General features: G+C 59.3%; 17 protein-coding genes. 9 read left to right on the top strand and 8 right to left on the bottom strand.

The annotated features are described in order from the left end of the window. Window positions 1-114: 114 nt before the first annotated feature. The 7 genes from rpsM (at window position 115) to bfr (ending at window position 5,297) form a co-directional block, all read left to right on the top strand. Window positions 115-471 carry a 30S ribosomal protein S13 gene (gene rpsM, locus QRN46_RS25000; RefSeq protein ID WP_009045849.1) on the top strand — a complete coding sequence of 119 codons (357 nt, stop codon included), beginning with the start codon at window positions 115-117 and terminating at the stop codon, window positions 469-471. A 30-nt stretch (window positions 472-501) separates the two neighbouring features. Further along, window positions 502-891 carry a 30S ribosomal protein S11 gene (gene rpsK / locus QRN46_RS24995; protein ID WP_002555466.1) on the top strand — a complete coding sequence of 130 codons (390 nt, stop codon included), beginning with the start codon at window positions 502-504 and terminating at the stop codon, window positions 889-891. Window positions 892-909: 18 nt separating this feature from the next. Beyond that, the gene (gene rpsD / locus QRN46_RS24990) at window positions 910-1,530 is read left to right on the top strand and encodes a 30S ribosomal protein S4 (protein WP_011336168.1); all 621 of its coding nucleotides are present in this window, start codon (window positions 910-912) and stop codon (window positions 1,528-1,530) included. A 26-nt stretch (window positions 1,531-1,556) separates the two neighbouring features. Further along, a complete protein-coding gene (locus QRN46_RS24985) occupies window positions 1,557-2,558 on the top strand; it encodes a DNA-directed RNA polymerase subunit alpha (protein ID WP_003186012.1) in 1,002 nt (333 codons plus the stop codon). Between the two features lie 42 nt (window positions 2,559-2,600). Further along, window positions 2,601-2,987, top strand: a complete 387-nt coding sequence (gene rplQ / locus QRN46_RS24980) for a 50S ribosomal protein L17 (RefSeq protein WP_007955635.1) — start codon at window positions 2,601-2,603, stop codon at window positions 2,985-2,987. A gap of 238 nt (window positions 2,988-3,225) precedes the next feature. Continuing rightward, window positions 3,226-4,680, top strand: coding sequence for a catalase (locus QRN46_RS24975; RefSeq protein WP_285357939.1), 1,455 nt, complete (start codon window positions 3,226-3,228; stop codon window positions 4,678-4,680). Between the two features lie 149 nt (window positions 4,681-4,829). Beyond that, window positions 4,830-5,297 (top strand): bacterioferritin, encoded by a 468-nt coding sequence (gene bfr / locus QRN46_RS24970; protein WP_007955633.1) that lies wholly within the window; start codon window positions 4,830-4,832, stop codon window positions 5,295-5,297. 65 nt (window positions 5,298-5,362) lie between these two features. On the opposite strand, the gene uvrA is transcribed toward bfr, so the two are convergent. Continuing rightward, on the bottom strand, window positions 5,363-8,197 hold the full coding sequence (uvrA, locus tag QRN46_RS24965) for an excinuclease ABC subunit UvrA (protein WP_011336165.1): 2,835 nt from the start codon (window positions 8,195-8,197) through the stop codon (window positions 5,363-5,365). A 191-nt stretch (window positions 8,198-8,388) separates the two neighbouring features. Between uvrA and QRN46_RS24960 the strand changes: the two genes are divergently transcribed. Both QRN46_RS24960 and QRN46_RS24955 read left to right on the top strand, forming a co-directional pair. Then, window positions 8,389-9,786 (top strand): MFS transporter, encoded by a 1,398-nt coding sequence (locus QRN46_RS24960; RefSeq protein WP_007955631.1) that lies wholly within the window; start codon window positions 8,389-8,391, stop codon window positions 9,784-9,786. Window positions 9,787-9,795: 9 nt separating this feature from the next. Then, complete coding sequence (locus QRN46_RS24955; RefSeq protein WP_003228709.1) at window positions 9,796-10,314, top strand: single-stranded DNA-binding protein; 519 nt, start codon at window positions 9,796-9,798, stop codon at window positions 10,312-10,314. 75 nt (window positions 10,315-10,389) lie between these two features. On the opposite strand, the gene QRN46_RS24950 is transcribed toward QRN46_RS24955, so the two are convergent. The 7 genes from QRN46_RS24950 to QRN46_RS24920 all read right to left on the bottom strand — a co-directional run bounded on the left by QRN46_RS24950 (window position 10,390) and on the right by QRN46_RS24920 (window position 15,566). Beyond that, window positions 10,390-11,547 (bottom strand): glutathionylspermidine synthase family protein, encoded by a 1,158-nt coding sequence (locus QRN46_RS24950; protein ID WP_221615937.1) that lies wholly within the window; start codon window positions 11,545-11,547, stop codon window positions 10,390-10,392. A 2-nt stretch (window positions 11,548-11,549) separates the two neighbouring features. Next, window positions 11,550-12,242, bottom strand: coding sequence for a DUF1190 domain-containing protein (locus QRN46_RS24945; protein WP_011336163.1), 693 nt, complete (start codon window positions 12,240-12,242; stop codon window positions 11,550-11,552). Window positions 12,243-12,259: 17 nt separating this feature from the next. Beyond that, window positions 12,260-12,685, bottom strand: coding sequence for a DUF350 domain-containing protein (locus QRN46_RS24940; RefSeq protein WP_007955627.1), 426 nt, complete (start codon window positions 12,683-12,685; stop codon window positions 12,260-12,262). A gap of 13 nt (window positions 12,686-12,698) precedes the next feature. Further along, window positions 12,699-13,349 carry a DUF2491 family protein gene (locus QRN46_RS24935; RefSeq protein ID WP_039771970.1) on the bottom strand — a complete coding sequence of 217 codons (651 nt, stop codon included), beginning with the start codon at window positions 13,347-13,349 and terminating at the stop codon, window positions 12,699-12,701. A 125-nt stretch (window positions 13,350-13,474) separates the two neighbouring features. Beyond that, window positions 13,475-14,173 (bottom strand): PspA/IM30 family protein, encoded by a 699-nt coding sequence (locus QRN46_RS24930; RefSeq protein WP_011336161.1) that lies wholly within the window; start codon window positions 14,171-14,173, stop codon window positions 13,475-13,477. 17 nt (window positions 14,174-14,190) lie between these two features. Further along, entirely contained in the window at window positions 14,191-14,859 is a 669-nt protein-coding gene (locus QRN46_RS24925; protein WP_064382238.1) for a YjfI family protein, read from the bottom strand. A gap of 152 nt (window positions 14,860-15,011) precedes the next feature. Next, window positions 15,012-15,566, bottom strand: coding sequence for a cysteine hydrolase family protein (locus tag QRN46_RS24920; RefSeq protein WP_007955623.1), 555 nt, complete (start codon window positions 15,564-15,566; stop codon window positions 15,012-15,014). Window positions 15,567-15,625: the final 59 nt, after the last annotated feature.

Raw genomic sequence — 15,625 nt, 5'->3', positions numbered from 1 at the left:
AGCCCGGTAGCTAGTGCGCTACCGGGTTGATTATTTGTTATTACAGCGATATTATCTCGCGCCCTATTTCTTGGCTTCCGGGGCGTAGGTAGCTGTCAATTGGAGTCCCACTGAATGGCCCGTATTGCAGGCGTTAACATTCCAGATAACAAGCATACTGTTATCTCGCTGACCTACATCTATGGTGTTGGTCGCACTACTGCACAGAAGATCTGTGCAGAGACTGGGGTAAACCCAGCCGCAAAGATCAAGGATCTGAGCGACGAGCAGATTGAACAGCTGCGTGGCGAAGTGGCGAAGTTCACCACTGAAGGTGACCTGCGTCGCGAAATCAACATGAAAATCAAGCGCTTGATGGACCTCGGTTGCTATCGCGGTCTGCGTCATCGTCGTGGTCTGCCAGTACGCGGTCAGCGTACCAAGACCAACGCGCGTACCCGTAAAGGTCCGCGTAAGCCGATCCGCAAGTAATCGCCCCAGCGAATCGACAGGAATTTAATCATGGCAAAACCTGCTGCTCGTCCTCGTAAAAAAGTTAAAAAGACAGTGGTTGATGGCATCGCCCACATCCATGCCTCTTTTAACAACACCATCGTGACCATCACCGACCGTCAAGGTAACGCTCTTTCCTGGGCTACCTCCGGTGGTTCGGGTTTCCGCGGTTCCCGCAAGTCCACCCCGTTCGCTGCTCAGGTAGCCGCTGAACGTGCTGGTCAAGCTGCGCTGGAATACGGCCTGAAAAACCTCGACGTGAACGTCAAGGGCCCAGGTCCAGGTCGTGAATCCGCAGTCCGCGCTTTGAACGGCTGTGGCTACAAGATCGCCAGCATCACCGACGTGACGCCAATCCCGCACAACGGGTGCCGTCCGCCGAAGAAGCGCCGCGTGTAATCCAGGAGATTGTAAAGAATGGCTCGTTACATTGGTCCAAAATGCAAACTCGCTCGTCGCGAAGGCACCGATCTCTTCCTGAAGAGCGGCGTGCGCGCGATCGAATCGAAGTGCAACATTGAAGCAGCACCTGGTATCCACGGCCAACGCCGCGGTCGCCAGTCCGATTACGGCACCCAACTGCGCGAAAAGCAGAAGGTCCGTCGTATCTACGGCGTTCTCGAGCGTCAGTTCAGCGGCTACTACAAGGCTGCTGCCAGCAAGAAAGGTGCAACCGGTGAAAACCTGCTGCAACTGCTCGAATGCCGTCTGGACAACGTTGTATACCGTATGGGCTTCGGTTCGACTCGTGCCGAATCCCGTCAGCTGGTATCGCACAAGTCGATCAGCGTTAACGGTCAGACCGTAAACGTTCCGTCCTACCAGGTTCGTGCTGGTGACGTGGTTGCTGTTCGCGAGAAGGCAAAGAACCAACTTCGCATTGTCCAAGCTCTCGAGCTGTGCGCCCAACGTGGTCGCGTAGAATGGGTAGAGGTAGATGCTGAGAAGAAGTCGGGCGTTTTCAAGAACGTTCCTGCTCGCAGTGATCTGTCCGCCGACATCAACGAAAGCCTGATTGTCGAGCTCTACTCCAAGTAAGTAAGGGCTAGAAAATAGGTGCATCCATGCAGATTTCGGTAAATGAGTTCCTGACACCCCGCCACATTGATGTGCAGGTTGTCAGTCCAACCCGCGCCAAGATCACTCTCGAGCCTCTCGAGCGTGGTTTTGGCCACACCCTGGGCAACGCGCTGCGCCGCATCCTGTTGTCCTCAATGCCCGGCTGCGCAGTAGTCGAGGCCGAGATTGACGGTGTGCTCCACGAGTACAGCGCCATCGAAGGTGTACAGGAAGACGTAATTGAAATCCTGTTGAACCTTAAAGGTCTGGCCATCAAGCTGCACGGTCGTGACGAAGTTACGCTGACCTTGTCGAAGAAGGGTTCGGGGGTGGTTACCGCTGCCGATATTCAGCTGGATCATGATGTCGAGATCGTTAATCCCGATCACGTAATCGCTAACCTGGCGTCTAACGGCGCCCTGAACATGAAGCTCACCGTAGCTCGTGGTCGTGGTTATGAACCAGCCGACTCGCGTCAGAGCGATGAAGACGAAAGCCGCAGCATCGGTCGCTTGCAGCTCGACTCTTCGTTCAGCCCGGTTCGCCGTATCGCATATGTGGTGGAAAACGCCCGTGTCGAGCAGCGTACCAACCTGGACAAGCTGGTTATTGATCTGGAAACCAATGGTACTCTGGATCCTGAAGAGGCTATCCGCCGTGCTGCAACCATTCTGCAACAGCAGTTGGCTGCGTTCGTCGACCTCAAAGGTGACAGTGAGCCAGTGGTTGTCGAGCAGGAAGACGAGATCGATCCGATCCTGCTTCGCCCGGTTGACGATCTGGAACTGACTGTACGTTCGGCTAACTGCCTTAAGGCGGAAAACATCTACTACATCGGCGACCTGATTCAGCGTACCGAAGTAGAGCTGTTGAAGACTCCGAACCTGGGCAAGAAATCCTTGACTGAAATCAAGGACGTTCTGGCCTCCCGCGGTCTGTCCCTCGGCATGCGCCTCGACAACTGGCCGCCTGCAAGTCTTAAGAAGGACGACAAGGCGACTGCCTGATCGTCGTAATCACCGAACGTAGTGTTTGGTAAGGAATGAACCATGCGTCATCGTAAAAGTGGGCGTCACCTGAGCCGCACCAGCTCGCACCGCAAGGCCATGTTCCAGAACATGGCGGTGTCGCTGTTCGAGCACGAGCTGATCAAAACTACTCTGCCAAAAGCCAAAGAACTGCGCCGCGTTGCCGAGCCGCTGATCACTCTGGCCAAGACAGACAGCGTTGCTAACCGTCGTCTGGCTTTCGACCGTACTCGTTCGAAAGCTATCGTTGGTAAGCTCTTCAACGACCTGGGCAAGCGTTACGCTACCCGTGAGGGTGGCTACCTGCGCATCCTCAAGTGCGGTTTCCGCGCTGGCGACAACGCGCCTATGGCGTACGTCGAACTGGTTGATCGTGCTGTCGGCGGTGAAGCTGTATCCGCTGAGTAAGACATCAGTCTGAAACAAGGAACCGGGCCTAGTGCCCGGTTTTTTGTGCCTGTAAGAAATGCGCTGTTCGTACAAGCTTCTACCCTGTTTGGGTCTGCACTATGTGCGGGGGATTGTCGTTAGTTTTTATCTATTGCCGACCATAAGTTAATGAATTTGTGGCTGTCATATTGATGATCGATACTCCCCAACAAGCCGATTAGCCGGCAGTTCAAGACCGATAGAGGAAGAAGATCGCATGAGCCAGAACAAGACGCTTACGACCGCCAGTGGCGCACCTGTCGCCGATAACCAGAACTCTCGCTCCGCCGGCCCTCGTGGTCCGTTGCTGCTCGATGATTTCCACCTGATCGAGAAGCTTGCTCACTTCAACCGGGAAAACATTCCTGAGCGTCGTGTACACGCCAAGGGTTCGGGCGCATACGGCACTTTCACGGTCACTCGCGACATTACGCAGTACACCAGCGCCAAGCTGTTCTCTGCTGTCGGCAAGCAGACGCCGACCTTCCTGCGTTTCTCCACGGTCGGTGGTGAGCGTGGCTCGGCCGACACTGAGCGCGATCCGCGTGGCTTCGCCCTCAAGTTCTACACCGAAGAAGGCAACTGGGACATCGTCGGCAACAACACGCCGGTGTTCTTCATTCGCGATCCGCTGAAATTTCCTGACTTTATCCACACCCAGAAACGCCTGCCGCAAAGCAACCTGAAAAGCGCGCAGATGATGTGGGACTTCTGGTCGCATTCGCCTGAAGCGCTGCACCAGGTCACGATCCTGTTCTCCGATCGCGGTATTCCGGACGGCTATCGCCACATGCACGGCTTCGGCAGTCACACCTACAGCCTCATCAGCGCTCAAGGCGAGCGCCACTGGGTGAAGTGGCACTACAAGACCAAGCAAGGGATCAAGAACCTCGCGCCGGCAGACGCGGCACGTCTGGCGGGCACAGACCCGGACTACGCCCAGCGCGATCTGTTCGAAGCCATCGAGCGTGGTGACTTCCCGAAATGGAGCGTGTGTATCCAGATCATGACCGAAGCCCAAGCCGCTGCGCACTATGAGAACCCGTTCGACGTGACCAAGACCTGGTCGCAAAAGGAGTTTCCACTGATCGAGGTGGGTGAGTTGGAGCTGAACCGTAATCCGCTCAACTACTTTGCCGAAGTTGAGCAAGCTGCGTTCGGCCCGAGCAACATGGTGCCTGGCGTAGGTCTGTCGCCAGATCGCATGCTGCAAGGTCGGGTATTCGCGTACGCCGATGCCCACCGCTACCGCGTAGGCACCAACCACCAGCAGCTGCCAGTTAACGCCCCGCGCAGCCCGGTGAATACTTACCAGCGCGACGGTTCTATGGCTTTTGGCAGCAATGGTGGCGCGGCGCCTAACTACGAGCCAAACAGCTACGTAGAGTCGCCGAAACAAGCGCCACATTATGCCGAGCCTGCGCTGGCCCTGAGTGGTGCGGCTGATCGCTACGATCACCGCGAAGACAGCGACTACTACAGCCACGCCGGTGCGCTGTTCCGTTTGATGAGCGACGAACAGAAAGCGTTGCTGGTCAGCAACATCGCCGGTGCTATGGGGGGTGTTTCGAGTGATGTGATCGACCGTCAGCTGCAGCATTTCTACAAGGCCGATCCGGCGTACGGAGAAGCAATCGCAAAGCTGCTCAACGTACAGCTTAACGAAGTCTAAACGAGAAGCAGAACCGCCCTCATTCGGGCGGTTTTTGCGTTATTTAGGCTGCTTTTCTCAGAATATCTTCGCTTTTATTGCGCGAAGTGAGTGACCTTCCAGTCAGGTTGGTTCAAACTACAGACTTTCAAGCAGGGAGATGTAGGGCGATGCAAGGCCACCCAGACGTTATCGATTACCTCAACACGTTGCTGACCGGCGAACTGGCCGCGCGTGACCAATATTTCGTTCACTCGCGGATGTATGAGGACTGGGGATTCACCAAGCTCTACGAACGAATCAACCACGAGATGGAAGAAGAGGCCGGTCATGCCGATGCGCTGATGCGCCGGATTCTGATGCTCGAAGGCACTCCGCGCATGCGCCCGGATGACCTGGATGTTGGTACCACGGTCGAGACCATGCTCGAAGCGGATCTGCGTCTTGAGTACAAGGTTCGTGCTGCACTGTGCAAGGGCATCGAGCTGTGTGAAAAGAATGGCGACTATGTAAGCCGCGATATCCTCAAGCTTCAGTTGCATGATACCGAAGAAGATCACACCTACTGGCTTGAGAAGCAGTTGGGACTGATCAAACTGATCGGTATCCAGAACTACCTGCAGTCTCACGCGTCCTGATTGCAGTCGATACAAAAAAGCCCCTGTCACTGAGGAAGTGACAGGGGCTTTTTCATGTCCGGCAATCAGGCCCGATCGCGGATCAGCAGCGGCTTGAGGTAATGCCCGGTGTGAGACTGTTTCATCTCGGCCACTTCCTCCGGCGTACCGGTAGCGATGATCTGACCACCTTTCGAACCACCCTCGGGGCCAAGATCCACCAGCCAGTCGGCGGTTTTGATCACGTCGAGGTTGTGCTCGATCACCACCACGGTGTTGCCGTGGTCGCGCAGGCGATGCAGTACGTCGAGCAGTTGCTGGATATCCGCGAAGTGCAGGCCGGTGGTCGGCTCGTCGAGGATGTACAGGGTCTTGCCGGTATCGCGCTTGGACAGCTCGCGGGACAACTTGACCCGCTGCGCTTCACCACCGGAAAGCGTCGTGGCCGATTGTCCAAGCTTGATGTACGAAAGCCCCACATCCATCAGCGTTTGCAGTTTGCGCGCCAGCGCCGGCACCGCGTCGAAGAACTCCCGCGCTTCCTCGATGGTCATCTCGAGGGTTTCGTGGATGTTCTTGCCCTTATATTTGATCTCCAGGGTTTCGCGGTTGTAGCGCTTGCTCTTGCACACATCACACGGGACGTAGATGTCCGGCAGGAAGTGCATTTCCACCTTGATCAGACCGTCGCCCTGGCAAGCTTCGCAACGACCGCCCTTGACGTTGAACGAGAAGCGCCCCGGGCCGTAACCACGAGATCGGGATTCGGGCACACCGGCGAACAGTTCGCGAATCGGCGTGAACAGCCCGGTATAGGTCGCCGGGTTGGAACGTGGCGTACGACCGATCGGGCTCTGGTCGATGTCGACGACCTTGTCCAGATGCTCCAGGCCCTTGATGCTGTCATGAGCTGCCGCTTCCAGGGTGGTCGCGCCATTGAGTGCCGTGGCGCTCAAAGGGAACAGCGTGTTGTTGATCAACGTCGATTTGCCCGAGCCGGAGACACCGGTCACGCAGGTCAGCAAGCCGATCGGGATTTCCAGGTCGACGTTGCGCAGATTGTTGCCGCGCGCCCCCTTGAGCGACAGCACCTGCTTCTTGTTACGCGGCGTGCGCTTGGCCGGTACTTCGATCTTGACCCGGCCCGACAGGTATTTGCCGGTCAGCGAGTCCGGGTGCGCCATGACTTCGTCCGGCGTGCCTTCGGCGACGATCTGCCCGCCATGAACGCCGGCACCCGGGCCGATATCCACTACGTAGTCGGCCAAGCGGATCGCGTCTTCGTCATGCTCTACCACGATGACCGTGTTGCCTATGTCGCGCAGGTGTTTGAGGGTGCCGAGCAGGCGATCGTTGTCGCGCTGGTGCAGGCCAATGGACGGCTCGTCGAGGATGTACAGAACACCCACAAGGCCCGCGCCGATCTGGCTGGCCAGACGAATCCGCTGCGCTTCACCGCCAGACAACGTATCGGCACTGCGATCCAGCGACAGATAGTCCAGGCCGACGTTGACCAGAAACTGCAGGCGCTCGCGAATTTCCTTGAGAATCTTGTCGGCGATCTCGCCGCGGCGGCCGGTCATCTTCAGCGCGCCGAAGTAATCGCAGGCGTCGCCGATCGGCAGGTTGGTCACCGCCGGCAGGGTTTTCTCGCCGACCCACACGTGCCGCGCTTCGCGACGCAGGCGGGTGCCACGGCAATCCGGGCACGACTGGGTGCTGAGGAACTTCGCCAGTTCTTCGCGCACGCTCGCCGATTCGGTTTCGCGGTAGCGGCGCTCGAGATTCGGCACGATGCCTTCGAACGGGTGCGAGCGTTTGACGATGTCGCCCCGGTCGTTGAGGTATTTGAAATCGACGTTCTGCGAGCCACTGCCGTGCAGGATGTATTTCTGTTGATCGGCCGGCAGCTCGTTGAACGGCTGCTCCAGGCTGAAACCGTAGTGCGCGGCCAGTGAGCCGAGCATCTGGAAGTAATAGACGTTGCGCCTGTCCCAGCCACGGATCGCGCCTTCGGCCAGGGTCAAATCACCGTTGACCAGTCGCTTGATGTCGAAGAACTGCTTCACTCCCAGACCGTCGCAGGTCGGGCAGGCGCCGGCCGGGTTGTTGAAGGAAAACAGCTTGGGTTCCAGCTCGCTGATTGCGTGGCCGCAGATCGGGCAGGCGAAGCGCGCGGAGAAGATCATTTCTTCGCCCGGCTCGTCGTCCATCGGCGCCACCAGGGCGATGCCGTCTGCCAGCTTCAGCGCGGTCTCGAAGGACTCCGCCAGACGCTGCTGCAGGTCGGCGCGAACCTTGAAGCGGTCGACCACCACTTCGATCGTATGCTTCTTCTGTTTATCCAGTTTCGGCAGTTCGTCCAGCTCGCAGAGCCGGCCATTGACCCGGGCCCGGACGAAGCCCTGGGCGCGCAGTTCTTCGAACACCGACAGGTGCTCGCCCTTGCGCTCGCGGATCACCGGCGCCAGCAGCATCAGCTTGCTGCCTTCCGGCTGGGCCAGTACCAGGTCGACCATCTGGCTGACAGTCTGTGCTTCCAGCGGAATGTCGTGATCCGGGCAGCGCGGCGTACCTACGCGGGCATAAAGCAGGCGCAGGTAGTCGTAGATTTCGGTGATGGTGCCGACCGTGGAACGCGGGTTGTGCGAGGTCGACTTCTGTTCGATGGAGATCGCCGGCGACAGGCCTTCGATGGTGTCGACGTCGGGTTTTTCCATCATCGACAGGAACTGCCGGGCATAGGCCGACAGGGATTCGACATAGCGGCGCTGACCTTCGGCGTACAGCGTGTCGAAGGCCAGGGACGACTTGCCGGATCCGGACAGGCCGGTGATGACGATCAGTTTGTCCCGTGGCAGGGTCAGGTCGATGTTCTTCAGGTTGTGGGTGCGGGCCCCACGAATCAGGATCTTGTCCAAAATGGCCTCGCTCGGCGGGCGTCGAAAACACAGGAGTATACGGCCAAATACTGGATGGATGCACACTATCAAGTGAAGGGTTTTTTGCCTTACATGAAGAGAGTTTCATCTGTACGCGTCAAAGCGTCGCGATATACCCCGTCTCTCGATGGGACTGGTAGAATCGCCGCCGGTTCACACGAGGTTTTTCCATGCACGATCCCCACAGCGAACGCATGAGTGGCAGCGAGACCCGCGCGGCGAGCGGTCTGGCCCTGGTGTTCGCCTTCCGTATGCTTGGCATGTTCATGGTGTTGCCGGTACTGGCGACCTACGGCATGGATCTGGCGGGAGCGACCCCGGCCCTGATCGGGCTGGCGATCGGCGCTTACGGCCTGACCCAGGCGATTTTTCAGATTCCGTTCGGGATCATTTCCGACCGCATCGGCCGGCGTCCGGTGATTTACCTGGGGCTGATCGTCTTCGCCCTTGGCAGCGTGCTGGCGGCTCAGGCCGATTCGATCTGGGGCGTGATTGCCGGGCGGATCCTGCAGGGCGCCGGCGCTATTTCTGCGGCAGTCATGGCGTTGCTTTCCGACCTGACCCGCGAACAGCACCGCACCAAGGCCATGGCCATGATTGGCATGACCATCGGCCTGTCGTTCGCCGTAGCGATGGTGGTCGGCCCGCTGCTGACCCGTGCGTTCGGCTTGTCCGGTCTGTTTCTGGCTACGGGCGGCATGGCGCTGGTAGGGATCGTGATCGTGATGTTCATGGTGCCGAAATCCACCGGGCCGCTGAGCCACCGCGAGTCTGGCGTTGCACGTCAGGCGTTGATGCCGACGCTCAAGCACCCGGACCTGCTGCGGCTGGACCTGGGCATTTTTGTGTTACATGCGATGTTGATGTCGAGCTTCGTCGCACTGCCCCTGGCGCTGGTCGAAAAGGCCGGTCTGCCCAAGGAACAGCACTGGTGGGTCTACCTCACCGCGCTGCTGATTTCTTTCTTCGCCATGATCCCGTTCATTATCTACGGCGAGAAGAAACGCAAAATGAAACGAGTTTTGCTCGGCGCCGTGATGACGCTGATGCTCACTGAGCTATTCTTCTGGCAGTTCGGCGACAGCCTGCGGGCTCTGGTGATCGGGACAGTGGTGTTCTTCACCGCGTTCAATCTGCTGGAAGCATCGCTGCCGTCGCTGATCAGCAAGGTTTCACCGGCAGGTGGCAAGGGCACGGCCATGGGCGTGTACTCCACCAGTCAGTTCCTCGGTTCGGCACTCGGCGGGATTCTCGGCGGCTGGATGTTCCAGCATGGCGGTCTGTCGGTTGTGTTCCTCGGATGTGCCGGGCTGGCTGCACTTTGGCTGGCCTTTGCTGTTACCATGCGCGAACCTCCCTACGTGACGAGCCTGCGCCTGCCGCTGTCGCCCGAAGCGATCCGCGAAGCGGGTCTGGTCGAGCGTCTCAAGGCCCTCGTAGGGGTAACTGATGCAGTGATAGTCGCTGATGAAGCGGCGATCTACATCAAACTGGACACCGAATTAATGGATCGCACCACTCTCGAACGCCTGGTGAACAACCCGGCGCAGACTGCGTGCGAAGCCTAGGAGAACGTTATGGCCCGTGGGGTTAACAAAGTCATTCTGGTCGGTACTTGCGGCCAGGATCCCGAAGTACGCTACCTGCCCAACGGTAACGCCGTGACCAACCTGAGTCTGGCGACCAGCGAGCAGTGGACCGACAAGCAGACCGGTCAGAAGGTCGAGAAGACCGAGTGGCACCGTGTATCGATGTTCGGCAAGGTTGCCGAGATCGCGGGCGAATACCTGCGCAAGGGTTCGCAGGTTTACATCGAAGGCAAGCTGCAGACCCGTGAGTGGGAAAAAGACGGTATCAAGCGTTACACCACCGAAATCGTGGTCGACATGCAAGGCACCATGCAACTGCTTGGCGGCCGTCCACAACAGGGCGACCAACAAGGCGGTGGCAACAACTATCAGCAGCAGGCGCCACGCCAACAGGCTCCGCGTCCGCAGCAGTCGGCACCTCAGCAGCGTTCGGCCCCGGCTCCACAGCAGGCCGCACCGCAACCGGCTCCGGATTTCGACAGCTTCGATGACGACATTCCGTTCTGATTCGCTGCTGTATCCGCGCTAAATAAAAAAGGCCCGTCGCTGAACACGACGGGCCTTTTTCATGTGCGCGGGTTTTCAGTCAAGAATCAGGTGCGGCAGGAACCGACTCGAATCCTTGGTGATCAGGCTGTTGTCTTCGCGCACGCCAATCCCCGCCGCCTGATCGCCGATCACCCATGAGCCGATCAGCGTGTAGCTGTCGTCGAACTTCGGCAACGGGGCAAGTTCCTGAAGGATGAAGGGCGCATCGGTGTAGGGCCCACCCTCCTTGACGATCAGGCCCTCGGCGGTCTGCAGTTCGATGTTGGCACCTTCCCGGGAGAAGTACGGCTTGCGTACCCAGCCCTTGGGCACCGCGCTGCCCGGATTCGGATCGAGATGTGCGGCGAGCAGGTTCGGATGACCCTTGTGCAGTTCCCAAAGCAACGGCAAGGCGCCCTTGTTGGAGAGAATGGATTTCCACGCCGGTTCGAAAAACTGGGTGTCGCATTCGGCGATCGCCGCGCCGAACGGTTCGTGGAAGATGAACTCCCAGGCGTGCAGTTTGAACAGGTGCGGGATCCAGCGATCCTCGAGATCCACGAAACGACCGTCAGCGCTCAGGCCAATGTCTTCGATATCGATGTGCCGCGATTCGATGCCGACCTTTTCTGCGATCAGCCGCAGGTAATCCGTGGTGCCCTTGTCTTCGACCGAGTCTTTCATCGAGGCGAAGTAAAACGGCCGCGTGAGTTTCAGGTGGGCAAAGGCTTCGTGCAGCCGGGTGTCGATGCTGTTGAACTGGTCGGCATGGCGCGGCAGCATCCCGCGCTCGATGCATTGCTCCAGCCAGCCCCACTGGAACGCCGACGCTTCGTAAAGACTCGTGGGCGTGTCGTAGTTGAGCTCGAGCAGCTTCGCCGGGCCATTGCCGCTGTAGGAGAAGTCCATGCGCCCGTACAGATGCGGATGACCTTCCAGCCAGGACGTTCGGATCATGTCGTAGTACGACGCCGGAATGCTCAGGCGACCCAGCAGTTCTTCGCTGTGCACGACGCGGTCGACCAGGTCCATGCACATCTCGTGCAGCTCGGTGGTTGGATCCTCCAGATCGTTTTCGATCTGTGCGAGCGTGAACTGGTAATAGGCGCGCTCGTCCCAGTACGGCTCGTCGTCGATGGTATGAAACAGAAAGCCGAGGCTTTCGGCGGTCTGCTTCCAGTCGTGGCGCTCGGCGCAGTGGATCTTCTTCATGGTCAGCTGCTCGAACGGCCCCAGCCGCCCCAACCACTGCGTGCGCTGGACTGGCTGCCGAAGCCGCCACGGGAGGTGGACGCAGCGACGTTGACCGGTTTGCGGTAATCGCTGTCGTAGTCCCGCTGGCTGCGGCTCGGCGCCGATTCGATGCGACGGTTCAGCGTCGAGGTGTCGTAGGTCTGGCGGGTATTGCGCTCACGATAAACCGGCCGCGAGTCGATCGCGCGGTTGTTGCTCATGGCATTGCCGATCAGCCATCCGGTGAGCCAGCCGTTGCCTGCACCGCTGGACGAGTGCGAAGTGCTGGTCTGATTGCTCTGCACGGCGGCGGCGTCGCCGGCGGGCATCTGGGCATTGGCGATCGCATCGAGGTTCTGCGCCGGCTCACCGTCCTGCGGCACCTTGAAGCCGCCGAGTTTCGGCACGAAACGGCCGGCGGAATTTTTCTGACACCAGTCGGCGGCAAAGTCCGCGTCGCAGGCAGCCTTGTCGTCGTAGGCCGGGGAGATCCGCCGGTGTTCGGCCAGGGCGGCGACGTAGGCATTCGAGCAAACATCCGGCGCCACTTCGGCGTCGACGCATTGTTCGACGCTCTGGAAGTTGCGTTGCTGCTCCTGGGCGGCCACTTCAGCGGAAATCGCCAGGGCCACCGAAGCGGCCAGCGACAGTTGAACGTACTTGCTTCGTTTCATCTCAGGCTTCCTGCCGATCAGTAGGACGGGGTCATGCAAGCGGCGTTGAGCATGCCGACGCTGATCGCAACTGCCGCCACATAGATGCCTGCGGCGATTTCACCGTTGGCGATGCGCTGTGACGTGCCTTTGAGCACCAGGCCGGTCGCCAGGAAGGCCAACAATTGCACCACGGCCGCGATCACCGCCCAGAGGACGAAGTCGAGGACGTTGATCGAATGAGCGATCACGTTGCTGGCCGGAATCGCGAAACCGATGATCGCGCCGGACAGGGCAATGGCGGCGGCGACGTTGCCGGAACGGATCAGCTCGAATTCCTTGTGCGGCGTGACGCGGGTGTAGACGAACTGAAACAGCATGAACAGCAGCACGGCGCCGATCAGGTAGGCGACGAAACCGACCAGTGCGGCTTTGTTCAGGGAAATGGACAACGCTTCCAGCATGGAAAAATTCCTTTTAGATGGTGCTCAAATCGGTGGTGTACAGCGAGATGCCCAGCGAGGTGCTCAGGCTGACGGTGCCTTCTTCGTCCTGTTCGACGGAGAACAGCAGGAGCTCGCGGCGATCGGTCAGGCCGGTGTCCCGGGCGTAGAGCATCGAGTGATGGTTGATGGTGTACGACTCGTCGGGGTTGATCACCTGTTCGGTCAGCGGCACCAGTTCGGTCTGACCGCGTTCGGTGCCCCACTCACGGGTGTATTCGACGCCTTCGTGGCGATAGGTCGGTAGGCCGATCAGGCTGTTCGGGCCGGCCAGACGCTGCAATTCGGCGTCACTGTTGACCGTCACGTAGCTAACGTAGTTGAACAGCGTCACCGACTCGATCTGGTCATCACCGGTGACATGGATCTGTACCCAGAATTCTTCATCGTTCAGATAGTAGCGATGCAGTTTGTTCGACTGGCCGAGGTCGATCCAGCCGGCGCTCCAGATGGCCTGGGCGTCGGGAACCCGCACTGATGTGCTGCCGTCGAGCAACAGGCCGAGGGTCGTGTCGAAGCGGATCGCCTTGCCCTGCGCCAGTCCGAGCGGGCCGCCGGCAGACTCGGACGCCGGCGCGGCCGACTGCCAGTTGCTGGTGCCGAGCAAATCTTTGAACCATCCCATGGGTACATTCCTTGAAGCGGGTATCGATATTCGTTGGCAAAACGCCGCTAGTGTACCGGGCCGCGCGGCGAACGAGCAGGCAAAAAAGAAGGGCACCCGGTGCCCTTCTGTTTTTCTCGCCGCCGTTACTGGGCGGACTTCTGCTTCAGACGCTCGAGGATGGCGTTGGCGCTGCCTTCGTTCGGCGTGATGCCGGCTTCGCGCAGCTTGCGATCCAGGTCGTTGCCGGTCGAAGCATCGGCCAGTTCGTCGGCAGCGCTCAGCTCGGCAGCGCGTTGCTGCTGCTTGGCTTGCAGACGGTTCAGAGTACCGACAGCGGTTTCCAGCTTGCCGTTGGCGCCGCCGCTGGCGATCGAGGCGCTGACCTGCGCTTTCTGCACGCTCTCACGGGCCTTGGCCATGTCCACTTGCTGGCGCAGGCTCTTGATCCGCGCTTCGGCCTTGTTGATGTCCTTGCGCATGTTGTCGGCGTAGGTGCCGAACTCGTCGGTCTGCTTTTTCTCGACGCCCAGGTCGTTGGTCAGGGTCGAAATCGCTTCGGCCACTTCCAGCGCCAGGTCTTCACGGCCGGCGTTCAGGGCGGAAACGGCCTTGGCTTCCAGGTCCCCGATCTTGGCTTCGTACTCGCTCACGCGGTCGGCGGAGAGTTTGTGCTTGGCCATGATGGTGACCAGTTCGCGACGGGCATTGGACAGCGCGCTGTCGGCGTCACGGATTTCCTGATCGAGTATGCGCAGGGCCTGTTGGTCGGCGATCGCTTCGCCGACTTCGTTGGCGCCGCCGCGCAGCGCGGTGAACAACTTGCTCCAGATGGACTGAGTCATTGGATATTCCCTGTTGATTACTTGAAGAAGTGTTCGAAGGCTTCGCTGGCGCGCTGCACGTTGTCGACCAGGGTTTTCACCTCGGTGACCACGTTGGTCAGGCTCGAATCGGCACTCAGTGCGCCGAACATGTTGTAGACGGTCTGGCCGTTGGGCATGGTCTCGATGCCGATCGACGACAGCGGGAACATTTCCCGGCTGCGCAGTACGGCGTCGTTGAAGGCGCGCACATCGGTGATCGAATCGATGTCCACCAGCACGGTGTCGACGATGATCTGCTGACCGGCGAGGGCGATGTGAATCGGCAGACCGCCGAATTCGTTCATTTCCAGCTTGAGGCTGGGTTCGGAGCTCTGGATCAGAGACAGCGTGATCTCTTGCGAAGCCACCTCGTCCAGCGCCTTGAAAGCGTTGTAGAGGCTATCGATGTTCCAGTTGTTGCCTGCGCTCATGTAATTCTCCGACATGAAAGAGCCAGCCAGAATCGGTTGGCGTAGCTGTTGCTCCATTTGCTTGAGCAAGCTTCGGTTTTCCGGAAGCACCCAAGTTTCGTGTTTCACATAACCGGCGGCAGCCAGGCCCGCGCGCATCTGCTTCATGTAGAAGCTCGACGGTTTTTTCGCGGACGGTGTCGAGCGCACTCCCTTCGGGCTCTCCGATTTTGTTGCTGGGGAGTTGCTTTTCATGGCGATGACTCCGTTATGAACATCTCACGCGTGAGCCACACTACAACCAAATCAAGATGCCATCAATGGCTCACGCGTGAGATTTTAATGACACGCGAAAAAACGCCCGCAACGAGGCGGGCGCAGATTTTCTGGTTGTATCAGAGCAGGGCTTAGCGGCTGGCAGCGAGGAACTCGTCGGTGGATACCACGCTGGCATAGGCAAACCCCAGCGCCGACATGAACGCCGCATGCACGTGGGCGGCGGGCACGGTCAGACCGTTGAATTCCAGGTCGCGGCTGGCGCAGGCATCATGGATCACTGTGACGGTGTAGCCAAGATCTGCCGCCGCACGGGTAATGCCGTCGACGCACATGTGGCTCATGCTGCCGACCACCACCAGCTCCTTGATGCCCTGTTCGTCGAGGATCGATTGCAGCTCGGTTTCGCGGAACGAGTTGACGAAGTGCTTGAGCACCACCGGCTCATCGGCGCGGTTGAGCACTTTCGGATGCAGTTTCGCGCCTTCGGAGCCCGGGGTGAAAAACGGTGCCTCGGGCGAAGTGAATTCGTGGCGGATGTGCACCACCGAATCGCCGGCCTCGCGGAATGCCGCGATCAACCGGGCAGCGTTATCCGCGGCGGCGTCGGCACCGGCCAGCGGCCACTTGCCTTGGGGGAAGTAGTCGTTCTGGATATCGACTACGATGAGCGCTTGCTTGGCCATGGGTGTGTCCTCGAAGTGAACGTTGGGTGTGGGTTCAGTATTGGCGCTGGCCACGGTTT

Origin of the sequence: Pseudomonas sp. lyk4-R2A-10 (assembly GCF_030209075.1) — a bacterium.
In the GTDB taxonomy this organism is placed as follows: domain Bacteria; phylum Pseudomonadota; class Gammaproteobacteria; order Pseudomonadales; family Pseudomonadaceae; genus Aquipseudomonas; species Aquipseudomonas glycinae.
Note: the sequence above shows the minus strand (reverse complement) of the source record. Positions and strands in the feature narration are given on the sequence as shown.

Excerpts from the sequence above, each read along its gene's own strand:
- QRN46_RS24985 (WP_003186012.1), top strand. The coding sequence starts at position 1,557 with ATGCAGATTTCGGTAAATGAGTTCCTGACACCCCGCCACATTGATGTG.
- QRN46_RS24935 (WP_039771970.1), bottom strand. The coding sequence starts at position 13,349 with ATGGGATGGTTCAAAGATTTGCTCGGCACCAGCAACTGGCAGTCGGCC.
- rpsK (WP_002555466.1), top strand. The coding sequence starts at position 502 with ATGGCAAAACCTGCTGCTCGTCCTCGTAAAAAAGTTAAAAAGACAGTG.
- QRN46_RS24975 (WP_285357939.1), top strand. The coding sequence starts at position 3,226 with ATGAGCCAGAACAAGACGCTTACGACCGCCAGTGGCGCACCTGTCGCC.
- QRN46_RS24950 (WP_221615937.1), bottom strand. The coding sequence starts at position 11,547 with ATGAAGAAGATCCACTGCGCCGAGCGCCACGACTGGAAGCAGACCGCC.
- rpsD (WP_011336168.1), top strand. The coding sequence starts at position 910 with ATGGCTCGTTACATTGGTCCAAAATGCAAACTCGCTCGTCGCGAAGGC.
- QRN46_RS24955 (WP_003228709.1), top strand. The coding sequence starts at position 9,796 with ATGGCCCGTGGGGTTAACAAAGTCATTCTGGTCGGTACTTGCGGCCAG.
- QRN46_RS24920 (WP_007955623.1), bottom strand. The coding sequence starts at position 15,566 with ATGGCCAAGCAAGCGCTCATCGTAGTCGATATCCAGAACGACTACTTC.
- QRN46_RS24925 (WP_064382238.1), bottom strand. The coding sequence starts at position 14,859 with ATGAAAAGCAACTCCCCAGCAACAAAATCGGAGAGCCCGAAGGGAGTG.
- rpsM (WP_009045849.1), top strand. The coding sequence starts at position 115 with ATGGCCCGTATTGCAGGCGTTAACATTCCAGATAACAAGCATACTGTT.
- bfr (WP_007955633.1), top strand. The coding sequence starts at position 4,830 with ATGCAAGGCCACCCAGACGTTATCGATTACCTCAACACGTTGCTGACC.
- rplQ (WP_007955635.1), top strand. The coding sequence starts at position 2,601 with ATGCGTCATCGTAAAAGTGGGCGTCACCTGAGCCGCACCAGCTCGCAC.
- QRN46_RS24940 (WP_007955627.1), bottom strand. The coding sequence starts at position 12,685 with ATGCTGGAAGCGTTGTCCATTTCCCTGAACAAAGCCGCACTGGTCGGT.
- QRN46_RS24960 (WP_007955631.1), top strand. The coding sequence starts at position 8,389 with ATGCACGATCCCCACAGCGAACGCATGAGTGGCAGCGAGACCCGCGCG.
- QRN46_RS24945 (WP_011336163.1), bottom strand. The coding sequence starts at position 12,242 with ATGAAACGAAGCAAGTACGTTCAACTGTCGCTGGCCGCTTCGGTGGCC.
- QRN46_RS24930 (WP_011336161.1), bottom strand. The coding sequence starts at position 14,173 with ATGACTCAGTCCATCTGGAGCAAGTTGTTCACCGCGCTGCGCGGCGGC.